This is a genomic window from Streptomyces sp. NPDC087270 (genome assembly GCF_044744625.1).
Classification (GTDB): Bacteria; Actinomycetota; Actinomycetes; order Streptomycetales; family Streptomycetaceae; genus Actinacidiphila.
Genome location: NZ_JBIUYR010000025.1, coordinates 1 through 23626 on the forward strand (window position 1 = coordinate 1; position 23626 = coordinate 23626).

Sequence of the window (23626 nt, forward strand, 5' to 3'; positions counted from 1 at the left end):
TCCAGCGCGTCCCGCGCCTCCTGCGGGAAACGGCCCTGCTCATCGACCTCCGCGGCGAACGGCGCGATCTTCGCCTCGGCCAGCGACCGGACGGCGTCGCGGAGCATCTCATGCTCCTCGGAGGTCCGGAACAGGTCGAAGTCGGCTGCTGCGGCCATGAAGTCTCACTCCCGAGTATGTTCGCTACCGTTCAGTAACCCCGTCACCCTACGGTCGCGGGAGGGCGGGTGCCAACGGGCCCGCGCGGGTGATCCTTGCCCTCGCGTGACGTCGGCGACACCCGGGCCGGGCGGATCAGGACACGTTCTTGCCGAGCGTGTCGACGCCGTCGGCGGTCGCCATGTAGTGCGCCATGGTGTCGTTGCGCATCGCCTCCCACAGCTCGGCCGAGGCGTTGGCGTCGAGCAGCACCACCGACTGCTTGTCGATGGTGTCGAAGCCCGCGACCGGCGCGTTCATGAACGACATGTCCTTCGAGCGCACCCCGTGCATGTTCCACACCAGGTCGCGCAGGTCGCCGTCGGAGAGCTTGTCGTCGAAGCTGACCACCGAGGTGACCTGGTCGAGGGCGCGCTTGAGCTTGAGCGGGTTGGTGAAGGTGCCGGTGGAGAGCATCTTGGCGAGCACCGCGCGCAGGAAGTTCTGCTGGCGGTGGGTGCGGTCGAGGTCACCGCGCGGCAGGCCGTAGCGCTCGCGGACGTAGTCCAGCGCCTCGGCGCCGTCCATGTGGTGGGTGCCGGCGGTCCACACCCCGCCGGGGCCGTTGCGGCGCGAGACGGTCTTGTCGACGGTGATGTCCACCCCGCCGATCGCGTCGGTGAGCTTCTTGAACCCGCTCCAGTCGATCACCATCAGGTGGTCGATCCTCACCTTGGTCATGCGCTGCACGGTGTCGATCAGCAGCGGCGGCCCGCCCCAGGAGAAGGCGGCGTTCAGCTTGGCCTTGCCGTGACCGGGGATGCTCACCCAGGAATCGCGGGGCAGCGAGACGACGTACGCGTTCTTGTGGTTCGCGGGTATGTGCACCAGCATCATCGTGTCGCTGCGCTGGGCGCCGGGCTTCCACTCCGGGGCCTTGGCGCCCTTGCCGGTGGTGGGCAGGTCGGACCGCGCGTCCAGGCCGACCAGCAGGAAGGTCTGGCTGCCGCCCTTGGACGGCTGCGGCAGCGCGGACTCCGGCACATCAGTGGGGAAGGCGTTGGGGATGCGCTGCACCCGGCCGGTGTAGTGGTGGTACGCCCAGTAGCCGGTGCCGACGATCAGCAGGACGCCGGCGCACAGCAGGCTCAGGGCGGCGTAGAGCACCCGGCGGGTACGGCGCCGGCGCCGGGAGCGACGGTCGGGTAAGGGGCCGGGGGCGAGGGCGGCGGGTCCGGGTCCGGGTTCGAGTTCGGCTTCAGCGGGTGCCTCTTCGGCGCGCGCGGCTTCGGCGGGTACGGCCTCTGCGGGTACGGCCTCTGCGGGTACGGCCTCATCGCATGCGGGGCCCGCGGGCTCGTCCGGAGGGCCGGCCGGACCCTCGTCACCCTCGTTCGTGCCGTCCGCTCCACCCTCGTCCGCCATGGACGCACCCCCACCCCGGTAGACCTGTGGCCCTATGCACGCATTGTGTCCCTCTGGCCCTGTCCCCACGCTGGATTCGGCCCAGCCGGTGCCGACTATGCTTCGGCGCATGCCTCTGAAGCTCACCGTCATCGGCACCGGTTACCTCGGCGCCACCCATGCCGCCGCCATGGCCGAGCTGGGATTCGAGGTGCTCGGCCTCGACATCGACGAGGGCAAGGTCGCCATGCTGGCGCAGGGCCGGGTGCCGATGTACGAGCCGGGCCTGGAGGACCTGCTGGCCAAGCACGTGGCCGGGATCGACGGCTCCAGCGGACGGCTGCGCTTCACCACCTCGTGGCAGGAGGTGGCCGACTTCGGCGACGTGCACTTCGTCTGCGTCAACACCCCGCAGAAGCACGGCGAGTACGGCTGCGACATGAGCCACGTGGACAGCGCTCTCTCCCTGCTCGCCCCGCATCTGCGGCGGCCCGCGCTGGTGGTGGGCAAGTCCACGGTGCCGGTGGGCAGCGCGGCCCGGCTGGCCGGGATGCTGAGCGACCTGGCGCCGGCCGGTGAGGACGTCGAGCTGGCCTGGAACCCCGAGTTCCTGCGGGAGGGCTTCGCGGTGCAGGACACCCTGCACCCGGACCGGATCGTGGTCGGCGTGGCGAGCGAGCACGCGGAGTCACTCCTGCGGGAGGTTTACGCCGGGCCGCTCGCAGAAGAGACGCCGTTCATCGTCGCGGACTACCCGACGGCCGAGCTGGTGAAGACCGCGGCGAACGCCTTCCTCGCCACCAAGATCTCCTTCATCAACGCCATGGCCGAGGTGTGCGAGGCCGCCGGCGGCGACGTCGCGGTGCTCGCCCAGGCCATAGGGCACGACGACCGGATCGGCCACAAGTTCCTGCGGGCCGGGATCGGCTTCGGCGGCGGCTGCCTGCCCAAGGACATCCGCGCGTTCATGGCCCGGGCCGGCGAGTTGGGCGCCGACCAGGCGCTGACCTTCCTGCGCGAGGTCGACTCGGTGAACATGCGGCGCCGCACCCACATGGTGGACTGGGCCCGCGAGGCGCTGGGCGGAAGCTTCCTCGGCCGCCGGATCGCGGTGCTCGGCGCCGCGTTCAAGCCCGACTCCGACGACGTGCGCGACTCCCCCGCCCTCAACGTGGCGGGCCAGATCCACCTCCAGGGCGGCCAGGTCACCGTCTACGACCCCAAGGGCATGGAGAACGCCCGGCGGCTCTTCCCGACCCTCGGCTACGCCCCCAGCGCCGTGGACGCGGTCCGGGGCGCCGACATCGTCCTGCACCTCACCGAGTGGCGGGAGTTCCGCGAGCTGGACCCGGCGCGGCTGGCCGAGGTGGCCGGGCAGCGGCACATCCTCGACGGGCGCAACGCGCTCGACGCCGAGCTGTGGCGGAAGGCCGGCTGGACCTACCGCGCGATGGGCCGCCCGAACGCGTAGCGCGACCTGGTCCGGTAAGGCCCGATCTCCAGGAGCGCGGGCCTTACCGGACTCCAGGGCGCGCGGGTCCGTACGCACGAACACGCGCCGCCGACCCGCGGCGCCCGCCGGTCACTTCCTGCTGCGGTACGCCCGCATCTTCGCCCGGCTGCCGCAGATCGCCATCGAGCACCAGCGGCTGCGGCCCGCCGGGCTGCGGTCGTAGTAGACCCAGCGGCAGGTGTCCGCGGCGCACGCCTTCATCCGCTGCCAGGTGCCGTCCGCGGCGGCCGCGGCGATCACCGCTGCCACCCGCGCGGTGAGGGCGGCGACACCGCCGGGCGCGGGCGCCGGGAGCACCGTGGCGGCGCCCAGCGGATCGATCGCGAGCCGCAGCGGGGCGGCGGCCAGCAACCCGTCGAGCGCGGCCAGCGAGTCCGGGGGCATGTCGGTGCCCGCGTGCGCGGAGCAGACGTCCCGCAGCGCCTCCCGGAGCACCAGGACCGCGTCGAGCCCGGCCCGGTCGAAACCCTCGGGGCCCGGGTCGATACCGCGCCCGCGCACCCAGGCGGTCAGCGCCTCGGGGCTGTCCAGCTCGTCCGCCTCGTCCTCCAGGTCAACGGTGTTGACCAGGTCCTGCACCAGCCGCAGCGGCTCGGGTGCGGCATGACGGTCTCCGGGCTGTTCCACCCTCGCAACGTTACTGCCGGATCACCCTTGCGTCGTTACCACTGCTCCCCCATCATGGAGTAACTGTTACCGGCATAGGCCGTTCACAGGTAACGCAGCCCGCGCAGGTGCGCACGCGACGCCTTCCGGGTACCCGCCCACCTCCAAGGAGCCCGCATGATCGGCACCCTCGGCGCTGTCGTCCTCGACTGCCCCGACCCCGTCTCGCTCGCCGCCTTCTACGCGGAACTGGTCGGCGGCACCGTCGACGCCGAGGACAAGACCTGGGTCGACCTCAACCGCGAGGGCGGCCAGCGGCTGTCCTTCCAATTCGCCCCCGACCACCGGCCGCCGGCCTGGCCCGACCCCGAGCGGCCCCAGCAGTTCCACCTCGACATCGCCGTGCCGCGCGCGGAGTTCGACGCGGCCGAGCGGCATGTGCTCGGCCTGGGCGCGGCCTTGCTGGAGGGCGACCAGGACGGGGCGCGCAACTGGCGGGTGTACGCGGACCCGGCGGGGCATCCCTTCTGCCTGTGCGCCTGCTGACCCGGTAGCCCTCCGGGCGGGCCCGCCCGGAGGAGGGGAGTCCGCCACCTCCGGGCGGGCGGCGCGCGGGTCCGGCCGACGCCAGGACGTGTCCCATCCGTGGCCTGCGCGTATCCCCGCCGTATCCCGGCCCCGCGATGCTGCCCCAGGGGGGGGCCGCCCGGTCGCGCCCGACAGGCGGCGACAAGCGGGGCGGGGGCGAGGGCGATGCTGCGGACGCCGGCCAGGACCCGGCTCCGGCCGCGCACCCGCGCGCGCACCCGGACCACGACCGACGCCGAGCCCGGCCCCGGCACAGAGCCCGGCGCGGCCCCGGACACCTCCCCGGCCCCGGACGCCGCCGGCGGCCCCCGCAGGCCCGCCCAGGCGCCCCTGTGGCGGCGCCTGCCGCTGCGCACCCTCGCCGGACTCGTGCCCGCGGTCCTGGTGGCCGTGTGGGTGGCCCTGCACCGCTCCTTGATGGCGTCGGGCCTGCACGACATGGTCGACGCCGACCCCGGCTGGCTGCTGGCCGCGCTCGCGGGCACCGGGCTCGGCTACGTCGCCAACGCCGTCGCCCGCCAGGGCACCGTCCTGGAGCCCCTGCCGCGCGGCCGGCTGCTGGCCACCCAGTTCGCCGCGACCGCCGCCGGCCAGCTCGCCCCCGCCGGGCTCGGCGCCAGCGCGGTCAACCTCCGTTTCCTGCGCGTCAACGGCGTGCCGCTGGCCCGCTCCACGGCCGCCCTGGCGCTGTACTCGCTGGCCGAGTCCGCCTGCCGCGTGGGCCTGTTGCTGGTGCTGCTCGCCGCCTACCCGCACGCCCTGCACGCCGGGGGCCTGCTGCCGGACGGAACCGGCGTCCTGCTGCTGGCCGCGGCGGCGGCCGCCACCGTGGCCGCCGCCGTCCTCACCCTGGTGCTGGTCCGGCCGCTGCGGCGCGCGGTGGCCGGCTTCGTCAGCGCCGCGCTCGCCGACGCCCGCGCCCTGCACGCCCGGCCCGGCCGCGTGCTGGCCCTGTGGGGCGGCTCGCTGGTCTTCCCGCTGCTCCAGGCGTGCTCGATGGCCGCGGTCGCGCGGGCGCTCGGCCTGCCGGTGGCGCCGGTGCACGTGGCGCTCGCCTACCTCGCCGCCACCTGCGCGGCCGCCCTGGTGCCCACCCCCGGCGGAATCGGCTCGGTCGACGCCGCCCTCGCGCTCGCCCTGGTCGCCGCCGGCTCCCCCACCGAGACCGCCGCGTCGGCGGTGCTCGCGTTCCGGATCACCAGCGTCTGGCTGCCGCTGCTGCCCGCGACCTTGACGCTCAGCGCACTGATCCGCCGCAAGGTGCTGTGACCGGCGGTCGAACGGGGTCTGCGTACCACCGGGCCGGTACGGTCCGGCGCGGACTACCATCAAGCCCATGACCCGCGTACTTCTCGCCGAGGACGACGCATCCATCTCGGAACCGCTCGCACGCGCCCTGCGCCGCGAGGGGTACGAGGTCGAGGTGCGCGAGGACGGACCCACCGCATTGGAGACCGCGCTGCTCGGCGCTGTCGACCTGGTGGTGCTCGACCTGGGCCTGCCCGGCATGGACGGTCTCGACGTATGCCGCCGTATCCGCACGGAGGGCCACACCTTCCCGGTGCTGGTGCTCACCGCCCGGGCCGACGAGGTGGACACCGTGGTCGGCCTGGACGCCGGCGCCGACGACTACGTCACCAAGCCGTTCCGCCTCGCCGAACTGCTCGCCCGGGTCCGCGCCCTGCTGCGGCGCGGCACCACCGAGCCCGCCCAGCCCTCCACCCACGGGGTGCGGATCGACGTCGAGTCGCACCGCGCCTGGATGGGCGACGACGAACTCCAGCTCACCGCCAAGGAGTTCGACCTGCTGCGGGTGCTGGTCAGGGACGCCGGCCGGGTGGTCACCCGCGAGCAGCTGATGCGCGAGGTGTGGGACACCACCTGGTGGTCGTCGACCAAGACCCTGGACATGCACATCTCGTGGCTGCGCAAGAAGCTCGGCGACGACGCGGCCAACCCGCGCTACATCGCCACCGTCCGCGGGGTCGGCTTCCGCTTCGAGAAGAACTGACCCGCCCGCTCGATGCGCCGCCGCCTGATCTCCTCCACGCTGGCCGTGGTGCTCGTGGTGATCGCCGTCTTCGGCATCTCCCTGGTCATCGTGGAGGCCAGGACCATCCAGAGCAGCGCCCAGGACGGCGTGCAGTCCGAGGCGGTCCGGCTCACCGGGATCGTGGAGAACCGCATCCTGGCCGGTGAGTCGGTCGACGCCAAGGGCCTGGACCGGCAGATCGCCGACAACCGGTACGCGACCGTCCGGGTGCCCGGCCACCCCGAGGTCCGGCTCGGCGACCGCCCCTCGGGCGCTGTCCTGAAGTCGACCCAGCGCGGCGACCACGGCGAGTCCGTCACCGTCGAGGAGGCGCGCTCCACGGTCAGCCGGCAGATCGGCCGCACCCTGCTGGTGATCCTCGCGGTGGCGCTGCTCGCGGTGCTGGCCGCGGTCGCCCTCGCGGTGCGCCAGGCCCGGCGGCTGGCCAGCCCGCTCACCGACCTCGCCGAGACCGCGGAACGCCTCGGCTCCGGCGACCCTCGGCCCCGGCACCGCCGCTACGGAGTGCCGGAACTCGACCGGATCGCGGACGTCCTGGACGCCAGCGCCGAGCGGATCGGCCGGATGCTCACCGCCGAGCGGCGGCTCGCCGCCGACGCCTCGCACCAGTTGCGCACCCCGCTGACCGCGCTGTCGATGCGGCTGGAGGAGATCGTGGCCACCGCCGACGACCACGAGGCGGTGAAGGAGGAGGCGGCCATCGCGCTCGGCCAGGTCGAGCGCCTCACCGACGTCGTCCAGCGGCTGCTCACCAACTCGCGCGACCCGCGCAGCGGTTCCGCGGTCGACTTCGACCTCGACGAGGTGATCCGGCAGCAGATCGAGGAGTGGCGGCCCGCCTACCAGAATGAGGGGCGCGCCGTGCAGCTGTCCGGCACCCGCGGGCTGCGCGCGGTCGGTACGCCGGGCGCGGTGGCGCAGGTGCTCGCCACCCTGATCGAGAACTCGCTGATGCACGGCGCGGGCACCCTCGCCCTGCACACCCGGGTGACCGGCAACCAGGCGGTGGTCGAGGTCTCGGACGACGGCTCGGGGGTGCCGCCGGACCTGGGCGCCCGGGTCTTCGAACGTACGGTCAGCGGCCGCAACTCCACCGGCCTCGGCCTCGCGGTGGCCCGCGACCTCGCCGAGGCGGACGGCGGACGGCTGGAACTGCTCCAGCAGCGGCCGCCGGTCTTCGCGCTGTTCCTGGCCCAGGAGATCACCCCGCCGCCCCCGCGCGAGCAGGTCATCGGCTAACCGAGCAGACCCCCGCCGATCCGGTCACCGCCCAGCGGGTCATCGCCCAGCGGGTCATCGGCTAGCCGATCCGGTCGGCGGCCTGCCGCTTCCGCTTGCCGGCCTTCTCCGCCTCCGCGCGCTCGGCCGCGGTGAGAAAGGACTCCGCCTGCTCCACCGCCTCGCGGGCCGGCAGCGTGCGGAACACCCAGGTGCGGTACGACCAGAACCGGAAGAGCGTGGCCACCCCGATACCGGCGAACTTGAACACGTTGCTCTGCAGCTGGGTGTCCCAGCCGAAGCCGTAGGTCGCGGTGTAGAGCACGCCGTTCTCGATCACCAGGCCGATGGCGCTGAAGAACAGGAAGAGGCTGAGCTCCTTGGTGCGGCCCGCCCGGTCCCGGTCGCGGTAGGTGAAGTACCGGAAGCCGACGTAGTTGAAGACGATCGACACCATGGTGGCGACGATGCTGGCCCGTACCGTCTGCAACCCGCTGTTGTGCCTGACCAGGTTGAACACGCCGATGTTGACCAGCACACCCGCCGCGCCGACCACACCGAACTTGGCGATCTCGCGGTACAGCAGGGCCAGCTTCGAACGCAGTGCGCGCAGTCCGCTCATGGTGTCCGTGGGGCCTGTCTGTCGGGGTCTGGTTGCTCGGCTTCCTGCTGGGGTCGGAGTGCCGGGGGCGGCGTACCGACCACAGCCTAGTCGCCTCGCAGGGGAAGACGGCCGTCGAAGGCGGTGAGTTCCGTCCGGCGCCCGGCGGATATCCTGGACAGTGCCCAGCCCCGTACCACCGGCAGGACACACATCGTGACATTCCCCGTAGTCGGCATGGTCGGCGGCGGCCAGCTCGCCCGCATGACCCACGAAGCGGGTATCCCGCTCGGCATCCGGTTCCGGCTGCTCAGCGACACCCCCCAGGACTCCGCCGCCCAGGTGGTGGCCGACGTGACCGTCGGTGACTACCGGGACCTCGACACCCTGCGTGCCTTCGCCGCGGGCTGCGACGTGATCACCTTCGACCACGAACAGGTGCCCACCGAGCACCTGCGCGCCCTGGAGGCCGACGGCATCGCGGTGCGGCCCGGCCCCGACGCCCTGGTGCACGCCCAGGACAAGGCGGTCATGCGCCGCCGGCTCGCCGAGATCGGCGTGCCCTGCCCGCGCAACCGGGTCGTGGCCGACCCCGACGACGTGGTGCGGTTCGCCGAGGAGGGCGCCGGGTTCCCGGTCGTGCTGAAGACCGCCCGCGGCGGATACGACGGCAAGGGCGTGTGGATCGTCCGGTCCGGGGCCGAGGCCGCCGAGCCGTTCAAGGCCGGGGTGCCGGTGCTCGCCGAGGAGAAGGTGGACTTCGTCCGGGAGCTGGCCGCCAACGTGGTGCGCTCGCCGCACGGCCAGGCGGTGGCGTACCCGGTGGTCGAGTCGATCCAGGTGGACGGCGTCTGCGACACCGTGATCGCCCCCGCGCCCGGGCTGCCGGACGAGCTGTCCACGAGCGCCCAGCGGCTGGCGCTGACCATCGCCCACGAGCTGGGCGTGGTCGGGCACCTGGCGGTCGAGCTGTTCGAGGTGCGCGGGCCCGACGGCACCCCGGCGGTGCTCGTCAACGAACTCGCGATGCGCCCGCACAACAGCGGCCACTGGACCATGGACGGCGCGGCCACCTCGCAGTTCGCCAACCACCTGCGCGCCGTGCTCGACCTGCCGCTCGGCGACCCGCGCCCCCGCGCGCCCTGGACGGTGATGGCCAACGTCCTGGGCGGCGACTACCCCGACATGTACCCGGCGTACCTGCACTGCATGGCCCGCGACCCGGGCCTGAAGATCCACATGTACGGCAAGGACGTGAAGCCCGGCCGCAAGGTCGGCCATGTCAACACCTACGGCGACGACCTGGCCGACGTGCGCGAGCGCGCGAGCCACGCGGCCGGCTACCTGCGAGGAACCATCGATGAGTGAAGCGCCGTCCCCCCTCGTCGGCATCGTGATGGGCTCCGACTCCGACTGGCCGGTGATGGAGGCCGCCGCCGAGGCGCTGGACGAGTTCTCGGTGCCCTACGAGGTCGACGTCGTCTCCGCGCACCGGATGGTGCACGAGATGGTCGCCTACGGCGAGCAGGCCGCCGACCGCGGCCTCAAGGCGCTGATCGCGGGCGCGGGCGGCGCCGCCCACCTGCCGGGCATGCTCGCCGCCGTCACCCCGCTGCCGGTCATCGGCGTGCCGGTGCCGCTGAAGTACCTGGACGGCATGGACTCGCTGCTGTCGATCGTGCAGATGCCCGCCGGCGTCCCGGTCGCCACGGTGTCGGTGGCCGGCGCGCGCAACGCCGGGCTGCTGGCCGTCCGCATCCTGGCCGCCCATGACACGCAGTTGCGCACCCGGATGAGCGAGTTCCAGACATCGCTGACCGAGCAGGCGACGGAGAAGGGCAACCGGCTGCGTGCGAAGGTGAAGGGGACCGCGGGCTTCGGCTTCGCCCGGTAGCCGCGCGGACCGACGACCCGTCGCGGTGCGCGCCCCCAGGGTGCGCACCGCCGCACGCACCTGGAGTACTGCCGTGGACCGCCTCCTCGACCGCGCCCGTGACCTGCTGGCCGCCCACCCCGTGGTGGACGGCCACAACGACCTTCCGTGGGCGCTGCGCGAGCAGGTCGCGTACGACCTGGACCGGTTCGACCTGGCCGCCGACCAGACCGCCCGCACCCACACCGACCTGCCGCGGCTGCGGGCCGGCGGGGTGGGCGCGCAGTTCTGGTCGGTGTACGTGTCGGTGTCGCTCAAGGGCGGCGCGGCGCTCACCGCGACCCTCGAACAGATCGACGTGGTGCACCGGCTGGCCGAGCGCTACCCCGACGACCTGTACCTGGCGACCAGCGCCGACGACATGGAGGCCGCGCGCGCCTCGGGCCGGATCGCCTCCCTGATGGGCGCCGAGGGCGGGCACTCCATCGACTGCTCGCTGGCCGCGCTGCGCGCCCTGTACGCGCTGGGCGTGCGGTACATGACGCTCACCCACAACGACAACACCCCCTGGGCGGACTCCGCGACCGACGAGCCCGCCGCGCACGGGCTGACCGCCTTCGGCGAGGAGGTGGTCCGCGAGATGAACCGGCTGGGCATGCTGGTGGACCTCTCGCACGTCTCCGCCGACACCATGCGCGCCGCGCTGCGGGTGGCGCAGGCGCCGGTGCTGTTCTCGCACTCCTCGTCCCGCGCCGTCTGCGACCACCCGCGGAACATCCCCGACGACGTGCTCGCGCTGCTGCCCGGCAACGGCGGCGTGGCGATGGCCACGTTCGTGCCGAAGTTCATCCTGCCGGCCGCGATCGAGTGGACCCTGGAGGCGGACGCGAACATGCGCGCCCACGGCCTGCACCCGCTGGACACCACCCCGGCCGGCATGGACGTGCAGCACGCCTTCGAGGCCGCGCACCCCCGTCCGACCGCCACCGCGGCCACGGTCGCCGACCACCTCGACCACATGCGCGAGGTGGCCGGCGTCGACCACCTCGGCATCGGCGGCGACTACGACGGCACCGCCTTCACCCCCACCGACCTCTCCGACGTGGCCGGCTACCCGCACCTGATCGCCGAACTGCTCGACCGCAACTGGTCCGACGCCGACATCGCCAAGCTCACCTGGCACAACGCCGTACGGGTGCTGCGCGACGCGGAGTCGGCGGCGGCCGGGCTGCGCGCCGAGCGGGGGCCGTCGGCGGCGACGATCGGGCAGCTCGACGGCTGACCCGCGACCCACGACCCACGACCCACGGGACGGCGCGGAGAGCGGCGAAGGCCGGCAGGCGCGGCCGGCGGGCCGGCAGGCCGGCGGGGGCGTCGGAGCGCTCCCCTGCGCCGCTCCGACGCCCCCGTCCGCACCTGTCCGCACCCGCGCGTTCCGCCCGTTCAGGCGCCGCTCACGCCAGCGGCCAGGGGCGGGCCACCGCGCCGAGCCGGTTCCAGGCGTTGATCACGGTGATCGTCCACAGCAGCTCGGCCAGTTCGGTGGGGCCGAAGTGCTCCGCCGCCTCGTCCACGACGGCGTCGGACACCGGGCCGTCGGTCAGGCGGGTGGCCGCCTCGGTCAGCGCGAGGGCGGCCCTTTCGCGGGCGGTGAAGAACGGCGTCTCCCGCCAGACCGCGAGCGCGTGGAGCCGCTGCTCGCTCTCGCCGCCCGAGCGGGCGTCCTTGGTGTGGGTGTCGACGCAGTAGGCGCAGCCGTTGAGTTGCGAGGCGCGGGTCCGGACGAGTTCGAGCAGCGGGGCCTCCAGGCCGACCTTGCGGGAGGCGGCGTCCAGGGCGTTCATGGCGCGGTTGATGTGCGGGGCGAGGGTGTCGACGGCGAACCGGACCGGCGGCACGACGCGGGCGTCGGCCGCGCTGCCGCTCCCGGCAGCGGAGTCGGTGGCGGGAGCGGAGTCGGTGGCGGGCTCGGTGGTCTTCGCGGTGCTGGTGTCGTTGCTCATAGGGCGAACCTAGGGCCGGAATGGACCGCGGATAAGATCCATTTCCATGCACGAATCCTGGCCCACTTCGACGGGTGCCGCAGGTGTGGACCTGCACCTCGACCTGCCGACCGGCCCGGGGCAGGGCGGCCGCCGCGCCGCGCTGGAGCGGGCGCTGCGGGACGCGGTCCGCGACGGCCGGCTCGCCCCGGGCGCGCGCCTGCCGTCCACCCGCCGGCTCGCCGCCGACACCGGGGTGGCGCGCGGCACCGTCAAGGCCGCGTACGACCAGCTCGTGGCCGAGGGCTACCTCGACGCGCGGCAGGGCTCGGGCACCGTGGTCGCCGACCGGCCCGGGCCGCCGGCCGCGCACCCGGGCGACGGCGGCGGCCCCGCCCCCGTACCCCGCCACGACCTGCGGCCCGGCAGCCCCGACGTGACCTCCTTCCCCACCGCCGCCTGGATGCGGGCGACCCGGCGGGCCCTGGGCGCGGCTCCCTCGGCCGCGTACGACTACGGCGACCCGCGCGGCCGGATCGAGCTGCGGACGGCGCTGGCGGAGTACCTGGGGCGGACCCGCGGGGTGGTCGCGGAGCCCGGGCGGATCATCGTCACCTCGGGATACGTCCAGGCCCTCGCGCTGCTGGTACGGGTCACGGCGCGCACGGTCGCCATGGAGGACCCGGGGCTGCCCTTCCACCGCGAGGTGGTCCGGCGGGCCGGCGGCCGGGTGGTCCCGCTGCCCACCGACGAGCGCGGCGCGCGCACCCACCGGCTCGCCACGGGCGCGGCCGCGGTGGACGCGGTCGTGGTCACCCCCGCGCACCAGTACCCGACGGGCGTGACCTTGCACCCCTCGCGCCGCCACGCGCTGACCGCCTGGGCCCTGGAGACCGGCGGCCTGGTGGTCGAGGACGACTACGACGGGGAGTTCCGGTACGACCGCCAGCCGGTGGGCGCCCTCCAGGGCACCGCGCCCGACCACGTGGTGTACGTCGGCACCGCCTCCAAGACGCTCGGCCCGGCGCTGCGGCTGGGCTGGATGGTCCTTCCGCCGCGGTTGGTGGCGCCGGTCGCCGAGGAGAAGCTGCACAGCGACTTCCACACCGGCGCGCTGGGCCAGCTCACCCTCGCCGAGCTGATCCGCGACCACGGCTACGACCGCCAGGTGCGGGCCGGCCGGCTGCGCTACCGCCGGCGCCGCGACCTGCTGGTGGCACGGCTGCGGGGGGCGTACGGCACGGGGCCAGAAGGCGGCGAGGGCGGGCCGTACGGCCTGGACGGGATCGCTGCGGGCCTGCACGCCCTGCTGACCCTGCCGCCGGGCGAACCGGCGGAGGCCCAGATCCGGCGGCGCGCGGCGCGGCTGGGGCTGGCGGTGGGCACGCTGGGCGACCACTGGCACGAGAACGACCGACCGCACAAGGGCGGGCCGCCCGAACAGGGGCCCGCGCACACGTCAGCGGCGGCGGACCGCCCGCAAGGTCTGATCATCGGATACGGCACGCCGGGCGAGGGGGCGTACCCGGCGGCGCTGGACGCGCTCATGGCCGCGCTGACCAGGCCGTAGCGCGGCCGCACTCCGGGCGCGGCCGCGGTCAGGCCCAGCGTTCCGTCCTTGCCCCCGCCCGCGGCGGCGCGCGGACGGCTACTGCGGAGCCGCCAGCTCCGCCCACACGGTCTTGCCCGGGCGCTCACCGTCGCGGACCACGCCCCAGTCCAGGCAGAGCCGCTGCACGATGAACATGCCGTGGCCGCCGGGACGGCCCGCGCGGTGCGGGGAGCGCGGCGCGGGCTCGCCGCTGCCGCCGTCGACGACCTCCAGGCGCAGCGCCTTGCCGTTGCGCAGCAGTCGCAGCTCCTCGGGCCCCCCGGCATGCAGGCACGCGTTGGTGACCAGTTCGGAGACGACCAGCAGGACGTCCTCGGCGGCGGCCTTGCGGTCGGCGGTGGACCCGGGCAGCCAGCCCCAGTCGCGCAGCGCCTGGCGGGTGAAGTCCCTGGCGCGCGGCACGATCCCGCTCTCCCCGGAAAGCGCCAGCCGCCGTACCGGCTCCGGCGCCCGCAGATCCACGTCCGACTCGCTCTCGCCGTCGCCGTCGCCCGCGTCGGGCGCGTGGTCACCCGCGGCGTACGGCCGGGTGGTGCTCATCTTGGCCTCACCTCACGGATGTCCGGCTGGGTCCGAACTGTCTTCTGCCCGGTCGATCTCCGGGAACACGCGCCACAGGCGACCAATGCGCGTGCGATCCGGCTGGTTCCTCTCATGCAGCTTGCCCCCGTCCCCGACCCCGCTACTCCTGGAGTGCCTGGTCGAGCGTTTCGTGCACGGTGAACACCGCGTCTGCGCCGGTGATCTCGAATACCCGTGCGACCGTCGGCCGCATGGCTGCCAGGTGCACCGTGCCCCCACGCGCCTCGACCTGGAGCCGCGCCCCGAGCAGGACGTTGAGCCCGGTGGAGTCGCAGAACTCCAGGCCCGAGCAGTCCACCACCAGACGGATCGCGCCCCCGTCGACGGCCGCGGTCATCGGCTCGGCGAGGAGGTCGGCGGTGTGGTGGTCGAGCTCTCCCGACGGGGTGAAAACGGTACTGCTGCCCTGCTGCCCCACCTCGACGTGCAGCCGGCCGAGACCGGCGGTGCCCACCGCCTCCTGGTCCATCTGCTCTCCCTCGCTGCGTCCCTGGTCACACACCCTGCGCCCCCGGGTGACGCGAGCCCGACCCTACGCGTTCCCGGGTGCGTGCGGTAGTCGATCCGGCAAGCCCCCGGACTTGCGGGACACCGCCGGATGGCGGTAGGGCTGAAGTACGGCAGAGGAAAGACACCCGCGCCGCAAGAGAGGGATGAGCGCATGACACCCCGGCTCGGCCCGGATCAGGACCAGGAGCGACAGGGGGGCTTCCCCGCCCGCTGGGAGGGGATGCTCGGCGAGGAGACGCACGAGGCGGCACACATCGGCCACGAACACGCCGGTCCTGACCACGGCGAGGACGACGGCGAGCACGTCCACGCCGACGTCGAACACCACGGCCTCGAACACCACGGCCTCGAACTCGACGATCTGCCCGAGATCCCGCCCTACGACGAGATCGGCCCGGTGGACGCGCGGGCGCTGTCCAAGACGCTCTTCGGCCGCCTCCAGTCCCTGGAGGAGGGCACCGGCGAGTACAGCTACGTCCGCAACACGCTCGTCGAGCTGAACCTCGCGCTGGTGAAGTTCGCCGCCTCCCGGTTCCGCAGCCGCAGCGAGCCGATGGAGGACATCGTCCAGGTCGGCACGATCGGCCTGATCAAGGCGATCGACCGGTTCGAGCTGGCCCGCGGGGTGGAGTTCCCGACCTTCGCGATGCCCACCATCGTCGGCGAGATCAAGCGGTTCTTCCGCGACACCTCGTGGTCGGTGCGGGTGCCGAGGCGGCTCCAGGAGCTGCGGCTGGACCTCGCCAAGGCCGGCGACGAGCTGGCCCAGCAGCTCGACCGCAGCCCGACGGTGCGCGAACTGGCCGACCGGCTCGACCTGCCCGACCACGAGGTGATCGAGGGCATGGCGGCGAGCAACGCGTACACCGCCAGCTCGCTGGACGCCCAGCCCACCGAGGACGACCCCGAGGGCGCGCTCGCCGACCGGATCGGCTACGAGGACCACGACCTCGAAGGCGTCGAGTACATCGAGTCGCTGAGGCCGCTGATCGCCAAGCTGCCGGCCCGGGACCGGACCATCCTCTCGCTGCGCTTCGTCGGCAACCTCACCCAGTCCGAGATCGGCGAGGAGCTGGGCATCTCCCAGATGCACGTCTCCCGCCTGCTCAGCCGCACCCTCGCCCGGCTGCGCCGCGGCCTGCTGGTCGAGGACTAGGCCGTGTTTTGGAAGTCCCGCCTGGCCCGTGGCGCCTGGCACGCACGCTCGCTTCGTTGTCGGGCTTGTCCGAGTAGGCCCACTACGAGGACAACCCTCCGCCTTGCGATCGCACGCACCAGACGCCACGGGCCCCGCCCTTTGGGCGGACGGCGCTACTTCCAAAACACGGCCTAGGGCCCGCCCGCCCCGGCGGCCCACCGGCCCCGCAGAACGCCCCCGGCGGGGTGGTCAGCGGGGCCGTTGCCGTACTCGGACCTGCTCGTCTCGATCTCCTCGTGGTGCTCGACGGCCCAGCTCGCGAGCGCCGCGCGGGCGGGGTGCGGCTCTTGCCCAGGGCGGTGGGACGTCCCCGCTCCGACCGCCGGCCGTCCCGGTGCCCGCCGGGCACCGGGACGGCCAACCACCCGCTCGTCCGCGCGCCTGCCGCTACCGGCCCGCCACGTTCGACTTCTCCGCCGCCTTCGCCGCCTCGGCGCCGAAGTCCCCGTCGGCCAGCCGCTTTTCGAGGCGCTGCCCCTCGATGTCCGAGTCGGGCACCCAGCGGCCGAACCACTTCGGGTGGTACCAGATCCGCCCGCCGATGAGGGCCATCACCGCGGGGACCAGGGTCAGCCGCACCACGAAGGCGTCGAGGAACACGCCGACCGCGAAGCTGAAGCCGATCGCCTGGATGGTCGGATTGCTGGTGAACATGAAGGCCACGAAGATCGAGAACATGATCAGCGCGGCCGCGGTGACCACCCGGGCCGACAGCGCGGTGCCGCGCTGCACGGCCGCGCGGGCGTCACCGTGCCGGGTGAACTCCTCCTTGATCCGCGAGACGACGAACACCTCGTAGTCGCTGGACAGTCCGAAGATGATCGCGAGCATGATGATCGGCAGGAAGCTGATCGTCTCGCTCGGGGTGATGCCCAGCAGGTGCCGGCCCCAGCCCCACTGGAAGACCGCCACCTGGGCGCCGAGCGCGGCGGCCATCGACAGCAGGAAGCCGACGATCGACTTCAGGGGCACCAGGATGGTCCGGAAGGCGAAGGTCAGCAGGACGAACGCCAGGCCGACGACGGCGATCAGGAAGACCGGCAGCGCGCTGGAGAGCTTCGCGGACACGTCGATGTTGGAGGCCGTGGTGCCGCCGACGAGGATGTGCGCGCCGGTGCCGGACTCGATCGTCGTCCGGTTGTCGCGCAGGGTGTGCACCAGGTCCTGCGTGGCGGAGTCGTTCGGCCCGGACTTCGGGATCACCCGGATCAGCGCCACACCGTTCTGCGCGGCGATCGGGGTGGCCTGGACGACGTCTGCCTGCCGGCCGAGCGCGGCGGAGATCTTCAGCGTGTCCGACGGCGAGGAGACGTCCTGGGCGACGATCAGCAGCGCGCCGTTGAAGCCGGCGCCGAAGCCCTCGGTGGTCAGGTCGTACGCCTTGCGCTGGGTGTTGTCGGTCGGCTGCGAGGCGCCGGACGGCAGACCGAGCCGGATGCTCGTGGCGGGGATCGCCAGCACGCCGAGCAGCACCACGCCGACGACGGTGACCAGCACCCGGTGGCGTACGACGAACCGCGACCAGCCGGCGCCCGCGGTGCTGTTCGGGTCGGCGGCGGTACGGCGGGCCACCCGCTCGGCGTGCGCGCCGAACTTCGGCAGCCGGCTGAAGCGGGCCACCCGGCGCCCGGCGAAGCCGAGCAGCGCGGGCAGCAGGGTGAGCGCGATGAGCAGCGCCACCAGGACCGAGGCCGCCGCGGCCAGGCCCATGACGGTCAGGAACGGGATGCCGACCACGGTCAGCCCGCACAGCGCGATGATCACCGTGAGCGCGGCGAAGACCACCGAGCTGCCCGCGGTGCCCATCGCCAGTGGCACGGACTCCTCCGGCGGCACGCCGCGCAGCAGGTTGGCGCGGTGCCGGGACAGGATGAACAGGCCGTAGTCGATGCCGCAGGACAGGCCGAGCATCAGGGCGACGGTGGTGGAGGCGGAGGCGATGGTGATGACCGAGGCCGCCGCCGTGACGCCCATCAGGGTGGTGATCACCCCGATGATCGCGCTGATGATCGGCATGCCGGCGGCGGCGAACGCGCCGAAGGTGACCATCAGAATCCCGAACGCGATCACCAGGCCGATCAGTTCGGGCGTCTCGGAGACCTCGAAACGCCAGCCCGGGAAGACGCTGCCGTTGTACTCGACCTCCAGGCCGGCGGCGCGCACCGGCTTCATCACGTCCTGCATGGCGTCGAGGTTGGCGTCCTTGACGTCCGGTGGCTTAGCGGTCCACTGGACCTGGCCGAGGGCGATCCGGCCGTCCTTGGAGACCAGGCGCCCGGTGAACGGGTCCACGGACTTCGACACCTGCGGCACGGACGACAGCTTGGTCATCGCCGTACGGATCTCGTCCCGGGCGGCGGGCGTGGTCAGCGTGGCGCCCTTCTTGGCCGCGAAGACGATGGTGCTCTGCCCGCCGCTGAACGCGGGGAGCTTGGCGCTCAGCACGTCGGACGCCTTCTGCGCCTCGGTGCCCGGGATCGTGAAGTCGTCGTTGGTCTTGCCGCCGCTCACCTGGGCGATCGTGACGGCGGCGATCGCGGCCACCAGCCACAGCACGAGAACGAGGACGCGTCGCCGGTAGGAGAAGCGGGCGAGGCGGTACAGATAGCTGGACATAAGTGACTTCCCCACGTCTCCCGTACATCCGAACGGCAGGTCGGCGCGGTTGCCGACCTGCTCGACGACGCTAAGCATTCACTAGCCGCTCGTCAAGTGAATGACTGGCCAGCGGCAGGTGATTCACCAGCCGGAGGCCGGTGAAATCGTCATGCCGCGATCAGCCGGACGACGCGGGCGCGCAGGTGGGGCGGCAGGTCCGGCGGCAGGGCGGCAGCTCGGTGTGCGATCTGGTGACGGCGGGTCCGGTGGCTTGTATGCTGCGGACTCAAGGGGGACGAAGGAGGAACGCAGCCATGGCGACGTCGGCCAAGGGCCTGACCAGTCGCGCGGCGCAGGCCGAGCAGACACGGCAGCAGATCCTCGACACGGCCCAGCGGCTCTTCTCGGAACTCGGCTACAGCGCCACCTCGCTCCAGATGATCGCCGACGAGCTGGGTCTGACGAAGGCGGCCGTCTACTACCACTTCCGGGCGAAGAACGACATCCTGCACGCGGCCCTGATGCCCGGCATCGAGCGGATGGGCACGCTGCTGGACGAAGCGGCGGCGCTGCGCGGCCGGCGGGCCAGGATCGAGCACGTGGTGCACGGCTTCGTGGACTTCCTCGTCGCCAACCGGCAGAACATGGTGATGGCCTCCACCGACCCCGAGCGGCCCGTGCACCCGGAGAAGACCCAGGTGCTCACGATGCGCGAGCGCGGCCTCCACCTGCTCTTCGGCGAGCAGCCCAGCGGCGCCGAACGGCTCGCCTACAACGCGGTGTTCACCGTGCCGGACTGCCTGGCCGAGCTGATGGACCTCACCGACCGCGAACTGCGCGAGGCCCTCACCTCGACCCTGCTGCGCATCCTGCGGGTGCCGCCCGCCAGGGCCTGAGCCCCCGGCCGCGCGCAGCGGCGTACGGCCGCGGCGCCAGCACCAGCACCGGCACGCACGGAGCCCGCCGCCGTACGGTCACGGCACCCGCACGCGGTCACAGCGGCGGCTGGTCCGGGCGGACCCGCTCGCCCCCCTGCCACACCGCCGCGGTGAGCGGGACGCCGGGCCGGTAGGCGAGGTGCACATGGGTGGGGGCGTCCAGCAGGTGGAGGTCGGCCCGGGCGCCGGGGGCGACCGTCCCGACGTCGGTACGGCGCAGGGCGCGCGCGCCGCCGTGGGTGGCCGCGCGGACCGCCTCGTCGGGGGTCATGCCCATGTCGCGGACGGCGACGGCGACACAGAAGGCCATCGAGGACGTGAACGACGATCCGGGGTTGCAGTCGGTGGACAGCGCGACGGTCGCGCCCGCGTCGAGGAGGCGCCGGGCGTCGGGGTAGGCGGCGCGGGTGGAGAACTCGGCGCCGGGCAGCAGCGTGGCGACGGTCCCGCCGCTCGCGAGAGCGTCCACGTCGGTGTCCGTGAGATGGGTGCAGTGGTCGGCCGACGCGGCGCCGAGTTCGACGGCGAGCAGGACCCCCGGGCCGTGGCCGAGCTGGTTGGCGTGCACGCGCGGGGTCAGGCCGCGGGCGAGCCCCGCTTCGAGCACCGCGCGCGCCTGGTCGCCGTCGAAGGCGCCCCGCTCGCAGAACACGTCCACCCAGCGGGCGTGGGGCGCGCACGCGTCGAGCATCGGGCCGGTGACGAGGGCGACGTACCCGGCCGGGTCGTCGGCGTACTCGGGGGCGACGACGTGGGCGCCGAGGTAGGTGGTCTCCGGGGTCTGCTCGGCGGCGATCCGCAGCGCGCGGGCCTCGTCGTGGACGGTGAGGCCGTAGCCGGACTTGACCTCGACCGTGGTGGTGCCCTGCCGCCGGGCCTCGGCGAGGTAGCGGGCGAGGTTGCGGGCGAGCTCGGCGTCGGAGGCGGCCCGGGTGGCCGCCACGGTGGTGCGGATGCCGCCCGCGCTGTACGGGCGCCCGGCCATCCGCGCGGCGAACTCCGCGCCGCGCTCGCCCGCGAAGACCAGGTGCGCGTGGGAGTCCACGAACCCGGGCAGCAGTGCGCGGCCGCCGGCGTCGACCCGATTGTCAGTGGTGGGTGCTTTGCTGGAAGCACCGGTCCAGACGACGCGGTCGCCCTCGATGACGACGGCGGCGTCCTGGATCAGGCCGAGAGGGTTGTCCGCGCTGGTGAGGGAGGGGTCGTTGGTGATCAGGCTGCCGATGTCGGTGATGGCCGTGCTGACCGTCATGGCCTGCTCCTTCGTGGTGCTCGCGTGGGCCTGGGCGCCCGCGGTGGCGCGGGTGCCCGCCGGGGTTCGGGGCCGTTTCGCGGGGGCACGGGGGTCCTCCGCGGCGCGGCCGCGACCGGCGGGTTCCGGTGTCCCCGCGGGTCGAGGTGGCGGCTCGGCGGGCGACGGCCGGACGGGCTTCGCACGCGCGCGCCCCGCCTTCAGCCGCGCACGGCGGCGATCGCGGTGGCCAGCGCGCCCGCCACGTCCGGCACGAGCAGGTGCCGTCCGTCCGCCACGACCTGACGGCCCGCCACCACCGTGTGCCGGACGTCCGCCGCGGTCGCCGCGAATACCGCGGTCTCGGCGGCGAGCCGGGGCGGTGGCCCCGCGGTACGGACCGAGTCCAGCGCGATCGTGGTGAAGTCGGCGAGCGCGCCCCGCTCAAGGCGGCCCGCCTCGGGCCAGCCGAGGCAGGCGTGGCCGTCGGCGGTGGCCGCGCGCAGCAGATCGGCGGCGGACCAGTGGCCGCGGGTCCGGGTGCGCAGCCGCTCGTCCAGCTCCATCGCGCGGGCCTCCTCCAGCAGGTCCACCACGGCGTGGCTGTCGCTGCCCAGGGTCAGCGGACTGCCGGCCCGCTGAAGCGCGGGCGCGGGACCGATCCCGTCGGCGAGGTCGCGTTCGGTGGTGGGGCACATGCACACCGTGGCGCGGGTCCCGCCGAGCACCGCGATGTCGTCGTCGGTGAGGTGGGTGGCGTGCACCGCGGTGGTGTTCCGCCCCCACAGGCCCGCGTCGGCGAGCAGCCGGGCCGGGGTGCGGCCGTGCACGGCCAGGCACGCCTCGTTCTCGGCGGGCTGCTCGGACAGGTGGACGTGGACCGGCACGTCCCTGGTGCGCTCCGCGAAGGCGGCGTAGCCGTCGCGGTCGGAGAAGGCCCGCACGGAGTGCAGGGCCGCGCCGATCCTGGCGTGCTCGCCACCCCGGAGCCGCGACCAGCGGTCGTACCACCGGTCGGCCGTGCCGTCGCCGAAGCGCCGCTGCACGCCTTCCAGCGGGAGGTAGCCGTCCGCTGTCAGGCCGCCGCGCAGGTAGGCGGTGTCCAGCAGGGTGATCCGGATACCCGCGTCGGCGGCGGCCGCGATCAGTGCCTCGCCCATCGCGTTGGGGTCGGCGTACGCGGTGCCGTCCGGCTGGTGGTGGAGGTAGTGGAACTCGCCGACGCAGGTGATGCCCGCGAGCGCCATCTCGGCGTAGACCGCGCGGGCCAGGTCGAAGTAGGAGTCGGGGGTGAGGTGCAGGGCGGTGGCGTACATGGTCTCGCGCCAGGTCCAGAACGAGGTCGGCGGACGCGCAGCGCCGACCGCCGGGTCACTCCGCCCCGGCGGAGGCGTGCCGGGTTCGCCGCCGGCCTGGGCGGTGCCGCGCAGCGCGCGGTGGAAGGCGTGGCTGTGCGCGTTGGCCAGGCCCGGCACGGTCAGGCCGCGCAGCACGGTGGCGCCCGGCGGCGGGGTGACGGCGCCGGAGCGCACCTCGGTGATCCGGCCGCCGTCGGCGGTCAGCAGCACGCCCGGCTCGACCAGCGGGTCGAGCCAGGCGTGCTCCAGCCAGTACGTCACCGGCACGCGAGCCCCTCCAGTACGTCGGCGAGCGCGGTGACGCCCGCGGCGCAGTCGTCCTCGGCCGCGAACTCCGCCGGCGAGTGCGAGACGCCGGTGGGGTTGCGTACGAACAGCATGGCGGTCGGCACCGCCGTGGCGAGGATTCCGGCGTCGTGTCCCGCGCCGGTCGGCAGCACCGGGGCCGGCGTCGCGTCCGCGCCGAGCAGCGCGGCGAGCCGGTCGCGCAGGGCGTGCGCGAACTCGACCTCCGGGGTGAAGGACTCGCGGACCACGTCGACGGCGACGCCGTCGCGGGCGCCGCTGTCCCTGGCGGCCCGCTCGATCCCGGCCACGACCGCGGCGAGGGTCTCCTCGTCGGCGGCGCGGGAGTCGAGCCAGCCGCGGACCAGGGAGGCGATGGCGTTGACGCCGCCCGGTTCCACGGCGATCTTGCCGAAGGTGGCGAGCGCGCCGGCCAGCCGGGCCTGCTCGCGGGCGGCGAGCACCGTGCCGGCGTAGGTCAGCATCGGGTCGTGCCGGTCCTCCAGCCGGGTGGTGCCCGCGTGGTTGGCCTCGCCGCGGAAGTCGAAGCGCCAGCGGCCGTGCGGCCAGATCGCGGAGGCCACGCCGACCGGGTGGCCGCCGAGGTCGAGGGCGCGGCCCTGCTCCACGTGCAGTTCGACGAACGCGCCGACGCGGGCGAGGCGTTCGGGGTCGGCGCCGATGGCGTCGGGGTCGTGTCCGGCCCGCTCCATGGCGCGGGCGAGCGTGACACCGTCGGCGTCGCGCAGGTCGCGCGCGTCCTCGGCGGTGAGCCGGCCCGCGGTCAGCCGGGAGCCGACGCAGGCCAGGCCGAAGCGGGCGCCCTCCTCGTCGCCGAAGTTCACCACCGCGAGCGGCCGGCGCGGCGCGGCGCCCCGCGCGCGCAGCTCGTCGATCGCGGCGAACGCGGAGACGACGCCGAGCGGGCCGTCGAAGGCGCCGCCGTCGGGCACGGAGTCCAGGTGCGAGCCGGTGACCACGGCGTCGCCGGCCGCGGGGTCGCCGAGCCAGGCCCACTGGTTGCCGTTGCGGTCGAGTTCGTAGTCCAGGCCGCGGACGCCGGCCTGCTCGCGGAACCAGGCGCGGCAGTCGGTGTCGGCGGGTGTCCAGGCGTAGCGGCGGTAGCCGCCGCTGCCGGCGTCGCGGCCGACCGCGGCCAGCTCCCGCCACATCGCCTGGAAACCGGGGGCCCGCACCGGCGGCTCCGCGGCCGGGTCATGTCGCCGCCCGGGTGCCGCGGCGGGCCGGCGCCGGTCCTCCGGGCGCTGCGGGCCCCGGCCTTCCGCGCCCCTGCCTTCCGCGCCCGGGCGTTCCGCGCCCGGGCTCCCCGCGGCGTCG

At 73.9% G+C, this 23626-nt stretch carries 22 protein-coding genes; 11 read left to right on the plus strand and 11 right to left on the minus strand.

Annotation, left to right across the window (positions count from 1 at the left end; genetic code table 11):
• Together ACIPAE_RS35300 and ACIPAE_RS35305 are read right to left on the minus strand one after the other, a co-directional pair.
• A partial coding sequence (locus tag ACIPAE_RS35300; protein ID WP_402451078.1) for an acyl-CoA dehydrogenase family protein occupies positions 1–158 on the minus strand: 158 nt, incomplete at its 3' end.
• Between the two features lie 136 nt (positions 159–294).
• The gene (locus ACIPAE_RS35305) at positions 295–1563 is read right to left on the minus strand and encodes an LCP family protein (RefSeq protein ID WP_402450962.1); all 1269 of its coding nucleotides are present in this window, start codon (positions 1561–1563) and stop codon (positions 295–297) included.
• A 109-nt stretch (positions 1564–1672) separates the two neighbouring features.
• Between ACIPAE_RS35305 and ACIPAE_RS35310 the strand changes: the two genes are divergently transcribed.
• Positions 1673–3013 carry a UDP-glucose dehydrogenase family protein gene (locus tag ACIPAE_RS35310; protein WP_402450965.1) on the plus strand — a complete coding sequence of 447 codons (1341 nt, stop codon included), beginning with the start codon at positions 1673–1675 and terminating at the stop codon, positions 3011–3013.
• 111 nt (positions 3014–3124) lie between these two features.
• On the opposite strand, the gene ACIPAE_RS35315 is transcribed toward ACIPAE_RS35310, so the two are convergent.
• Complete coding sequence (locus ACIPAE_RS35315) at positions 3125–3682, minus strand: CGNR zinc finger domain-containing protein (RefSeq protein ID WP_402450968.1); 558 nt, start codon at positions 3680–3682, stop codon at positions 3125–3127.
• A gap of 156 nt (positions 3683–3838) precedes the next feature.
• On the opposite strand from ACIPAE_RS35315, the gene ACIPAE_RS35320 reads away from it, so the two are divergent.
• From ACIPAE_RS35320 to ACIPAE_RS35335, 4 genes are all read left to right on the plus strand, one after another.
• Positions 3839–4207, plus strand: a complete 369-nt coding sequence (locus ACIPAE_RS35320) for a VOC family protein (RefSeq protein WP_329368958.1) — start codon at positions 3839–3841, stop codon at positions 4205–4207.
• A gap of 207 nt (positions 4208–4414) precedes the next feature.
• Entirely contained in the window at positions 4415–5518 is a 1104-nt protein-coding gene (locus ACIPAE_RS35325) for a YbhN family protein (RefSeq protein ID WP_402450970.1), read from the plus strand.
• Positions 5519–5585: 67 nt separating this feature from the next.
• Positions 5586–6260, plus strand: coding sequence for a response regulator transcription factor (locus ACIPAE_RS35330; protein WP_093784848.1), 675 nt, complete (start codon positions 5586–5588; stop codon positions 6258–6260).
• Between the two features lie 12 nt (positions 6261–6272).
• Positions 6273–7541: an ATP-binding protein gene (locus ACIPAE_RS35335; RefSeq protein ID WP_402450974.1), complete on the plus strand. Its 1269-nt coding sequence runs from the start codon at positions 6273–6275 to the stop codon at positions 7539–7541.
• Between the two features lie 61 nt (positions 7542–7602).
• Here the strand turns inward: ACIPAE_RS35335 and ACIPAE_RS35340 are convergent, their stop codons facing one another.
• On the minus strand, positions 7603–8142 hold the full coding sequence (locus ACIPAE_RS35340) for a GtrA family protein (protein WP_329368950.1): 540 nt from the start codon (positions 8140–8142) through the stop codon (positions 7603–7605).
• Positions 8143–8358: 216 nt separating this feature from the next.
• On the opposite strand from ACIPAE_RS35340, the gene ACIPAE_RS35345 reads away from it, so the two are divergent.
• From ACIPAE_RS35345 to ACIPAE_RS35355, 3 genes are all read left to right on the plus strand, one after another.
• On the plus strand, positions 8359–9489 hold the full coding sequence (locus tag ACIPAE_RS35345) for a 5-(carboxyamino)imidazole ribonucleotide synthase (protein ID WP_402451080.1): 1131 nt from the start codon (positions 8359–8361) through the stop codon (positions 9487–9489).
• A complete protein-coding gene (gene purE, locus ACIPAE_RS35350; protein WP_329368948.1) occupies positions 9482–10015 on the plus strand; it encodes a 5-(carboxyamino)imidazole ribonucleotide mutase in 534 nt (177 codons plus the stop codon). The genes ACIPAE_RS35345 and purE overlap by 8 nt, the downstream gene beginning before the upstream one ends.
• A 73-nt stretch (positions 10016–10088) precedes the next feature.
• Positions 10089–11276 carry a dipeptidase gene (locus tag ACIPAE_RS35355; protein ID WP_366414366.1) on the plus strand — a complete coding sequence of 396 codons (1188 nt, stop codon included), beginning with the start codon at positions 10089–10091 and terminating at the stop codon, positions 11274–11276.
• A gap of 172 nt (positions 11277–11448) precedes the next feature.
• Here ACIPAE_RS35355 and ACIPAE_RS35360 read toward each other — a convergent pair whose 3' ends face one another.
• Positions 11449–11997, minus strand: coding sequence for a carboxymuconolactone decarboxylase family protein (locus ACIPAE_RS35360; protein WP_366414367.1), 549 nt, complete (start codon positions 11995–11997; stop codon positions 11449–11451).
• Positions 11998–12043: 46 nt separating this feature from the next.
• Here ACIPAE_RS35360 and ACIPAE_RS35365 point away from each other — a divergent pair, with 46 nt between their 5' ends.
• A complete protein-coding gene (locus ACIPAE_RS35365; protein ID WP_402450978.1) occupies positions 12044–13546 on the plus strand; it encodes a PLP-dependent aminotransferase family protein in 1503 nt (500 codons plus the stop codon).
• Positions 13547–13624: 78 nt separating this feature from the next.
• On the opposite strand, the gene ACIPAE_RS35370 is transcribed toward ACIPAE_RS35365, so the two are convergent.
• Together ACIPAE_RS35370 and ACIPAE_RS35375 are read right to left on the minus strand one after the other, a co-directional pair.
• Complete coding sequence (locus ACIPAE_RS35370; protein WP_328464739.1) at positions 13625–14128, minus strand: ATP-binding protein; 504 nt, start codon at positions 14126–14128, stop codon at positions 13625–13627.
• Between the two features lie 142 nt (positions 14129–14270).
• Positions 14271–14639, minus strand: coding sequence for an STAS domain-containing protein (locus ACIPAE_RS35375; protein ID WP_329368940.1), 369 nt, complete (start codon positions 14637–14639; stop codon positions 14271–14273).
• Positions 14640–14900: 261 nt separating this feature from the next.
• Between ACIPAE_RS35375 and ACIPAE_RS35380 the strand changes: the two genes are divergently transcribed.
• Positions 14901–15836, plus strand: coding sequence for an RNA polymerase sigma factor SigF (locus ACIPAE_RS35380; protein ID WP_402451082.1), 936 nt, complete (start codon positions 14901–14903; stop codon positions 15834–15836).
• Between the two features lie 429 nt (positions 15837–16265).
• Here the strand turns inward: ACIPAE_RS35380 and ACIPAE_RS35385 are convergent, their stop codons facing one another.
• On the minus strand, positions 16266–18572 hold the full coding sequence (locus ACIPAE_RS35385) for an MMPL family transporter (protein ID WP_329368937.1): 2307 nt from the start codon (positions 18570–18572) through the stop codon (positions 16266–16268).
• Between the two features lie 218 nt (positions 18573–18790).
• On the opposite strand from ACIPAE_RS35385, the gene ACIPAE_RS35390 reads away from it, so the two are divergent.
• Positions 18791–19372: a TetR family transcriptional regulator gene (locus ACIPAE_RS35390; protein ID WP_328464749.1), complete on the plus strand. Its 582-nt coding sequence runs from the start codon at positions 18791–18793 to the stop codon at positions 19370–19372.
• Positions 19373–19469: 97 nt separating this feature from the next.
• Here ACIPAE_RS35390 and hutI read toward each other — a convergent pair whose 3' ends face one another.
• The 3 genes from hutI to ACIPAE_RS35405 all read right to left on the minus strand — a co-directional run bounded on the left by hutI (position 19470) and on the right by ACIPAE_RS35405 (position 23460).
• Positions 19470–20666, minus strand: a complete 1197-nt coding sequence (gene hutI, locus ACIPAE_RS35395; RefSeq protein ID WP_402450983.1) for an imidazolonepropionase — start codon at positions 20664–20666, stop codon at positions 19470–19472.
• Positions 20667–20866: 200 nt separating this feature from the next.
• Positions 20867–22270: a formimidoylglutamate deiminase gene (locus ACIPAE_RS35400; RefSeq protein ID WP_402450986.1), complete on the minus strand. Its 1404-nt coding sequence runs from the start codon at positions 22268–22270 to the stop codon at positions 20867–20869.
• Positions 22261–23460 carry an allantoate amidohydrolase gene (locus tag ACIPAE_RS35405; RefSeq protein WP_366413103.1) on the minus strand — a complete coding sequence of 400 codons (1200 nt, stop codon included), beginning with the start codon at positions 23458–23460 and terminating at the stop codon, positions 22261–22263. The genes ACIPAE_RS35400 and ACIPAE_RS35405 overlap by 10 nt, the downstream gene beginning before the upstream one ends.
• Positions 23461–23626: the final 166 nt, after the last annotated feature.

Coding starts and splice junctions, on each gene's coding strand:
- ACIPAE_RS35305 (WP_402450962.1), bottom strand. CDS start 1,563: ATGGCGGACGAGGGTGGAGCGGACGGCACGAACGAGGGTGACGAGGGT.
- ACIPAE_RS35310 (WP_402450965.1), top strand. CDS start 1,673: ATGCCTCTGAAGCTCACCGTCATCGGCACCGGTTACCTCGGCGCCACC.
- ACIPAE_RS35320 (WP_329368958.1), top strand. CDS start 3,839: ATGATCGGCACCCTCGGCGCTGTCGTCCTCGACTGCCCCGACCCCGTC.
- ACIPAE_RS35325 (WP_402450970.1), top strand. CDS start 4,415: ATGCTGCGGACGCCGGCCAGGACCCGGCTCCGGCCGCGCACCCGCGCG.
- ACIPAE_RS35330 (WP_093784848.1), top strand. CDS start 5,586: ATGACCCGCGTACTTCTCGCCGAGGACGACGCATCCATCTCGGAACCG.
- ACIPAE_RS35335 (WP_402450974.1), top strand. CDS start 6,273: ATGCGCCGCCGCCTGATCTCCTCCACGCTGGCCGTGGTGCTCGTGGTG.
- ACIPAE_RS35340 (WP_329368950.1), bottom strand. CDS start 8,142: ATGAGCGGACTGCGCGCACTGCGTTCGAAGCTGGCCCTGCTGTACCGC.
- ACIPAE_RS35345 (WP_402451080.1), top strand. CDS start 8,359: ATGGTCGGCGGCGGCCAGCTCGCCCGCATGACCCACGAAGCGGGTATC.
- purE (WP_329368948.1), top strand. CDS start 9,482: ATGAGTGAAGCGCCGTCCCCCCTCGTCGGCATCGTGATGGGCTCCGAC.
- ACIPAE_RS35360 (WP_366414367.1), bottom strand. CDS start 11,997: ATGAGCAACGACACCAGCACCGCGAAGACCACCGAGCCCGCCACCGAC.
- ACIPAE_RS35365 (WP_402450978.1), top strand. CDS start 12,044: ATGCACGAATCCTGGCCCACTTCGACGGGTGCCGCAGGTGTGGACCTG.
- ACIPAE_RS35370 (WP_328464739.1), bottom strand. CDS start 14,128: ATGAGCACCACCCGGCCGTACGCCGCGGGTGACCACGCGCCCGACGCG.
- ACIPAE_RS35375 (WP_329368940.1), bottom strand. CDS start 14,639: ATGGACCAGGAGGCGGTGGGCACCGCCGGTCTCGGCCGGCTGCACGTC.
- ACIPAE_RS35380 (WP_402451082.1), top strand. CDS start 14,901: ATGCTCGGCGAGGAGACGCACGAGGCGGCACACATCGGCCACGAACAC.
- ACIPAE_RS35385 (WP_329368937.1), bottom strand. CDS start 18,572: ATGCTTAGCGTCGTCGAGCAGGTCGGCAACCGCGCCGACCTGCCGTTC.
- ACIPAE_RS35390 (WP_328464749.1), top strand. CDS start 18,791: ATGGCGACGTCGGCCAAGGGCCTGACCAGTCGCGCGGCGCAGGCCGAG.
- hutI (WP_402450983.1), bottom strand. CDS start 20,666: ATGACGGTCAGCACGGCCATCACCGACATCGGCAGCCTGATCACCAAC.
- ACIPAE_RS35405 (WP_366413103.1), bottom strand. CDS start 23,460: ATGTGGCGGGAGCTGGCCGCGGTCGGCCGCGACGCCGGCAGCGGCGGC.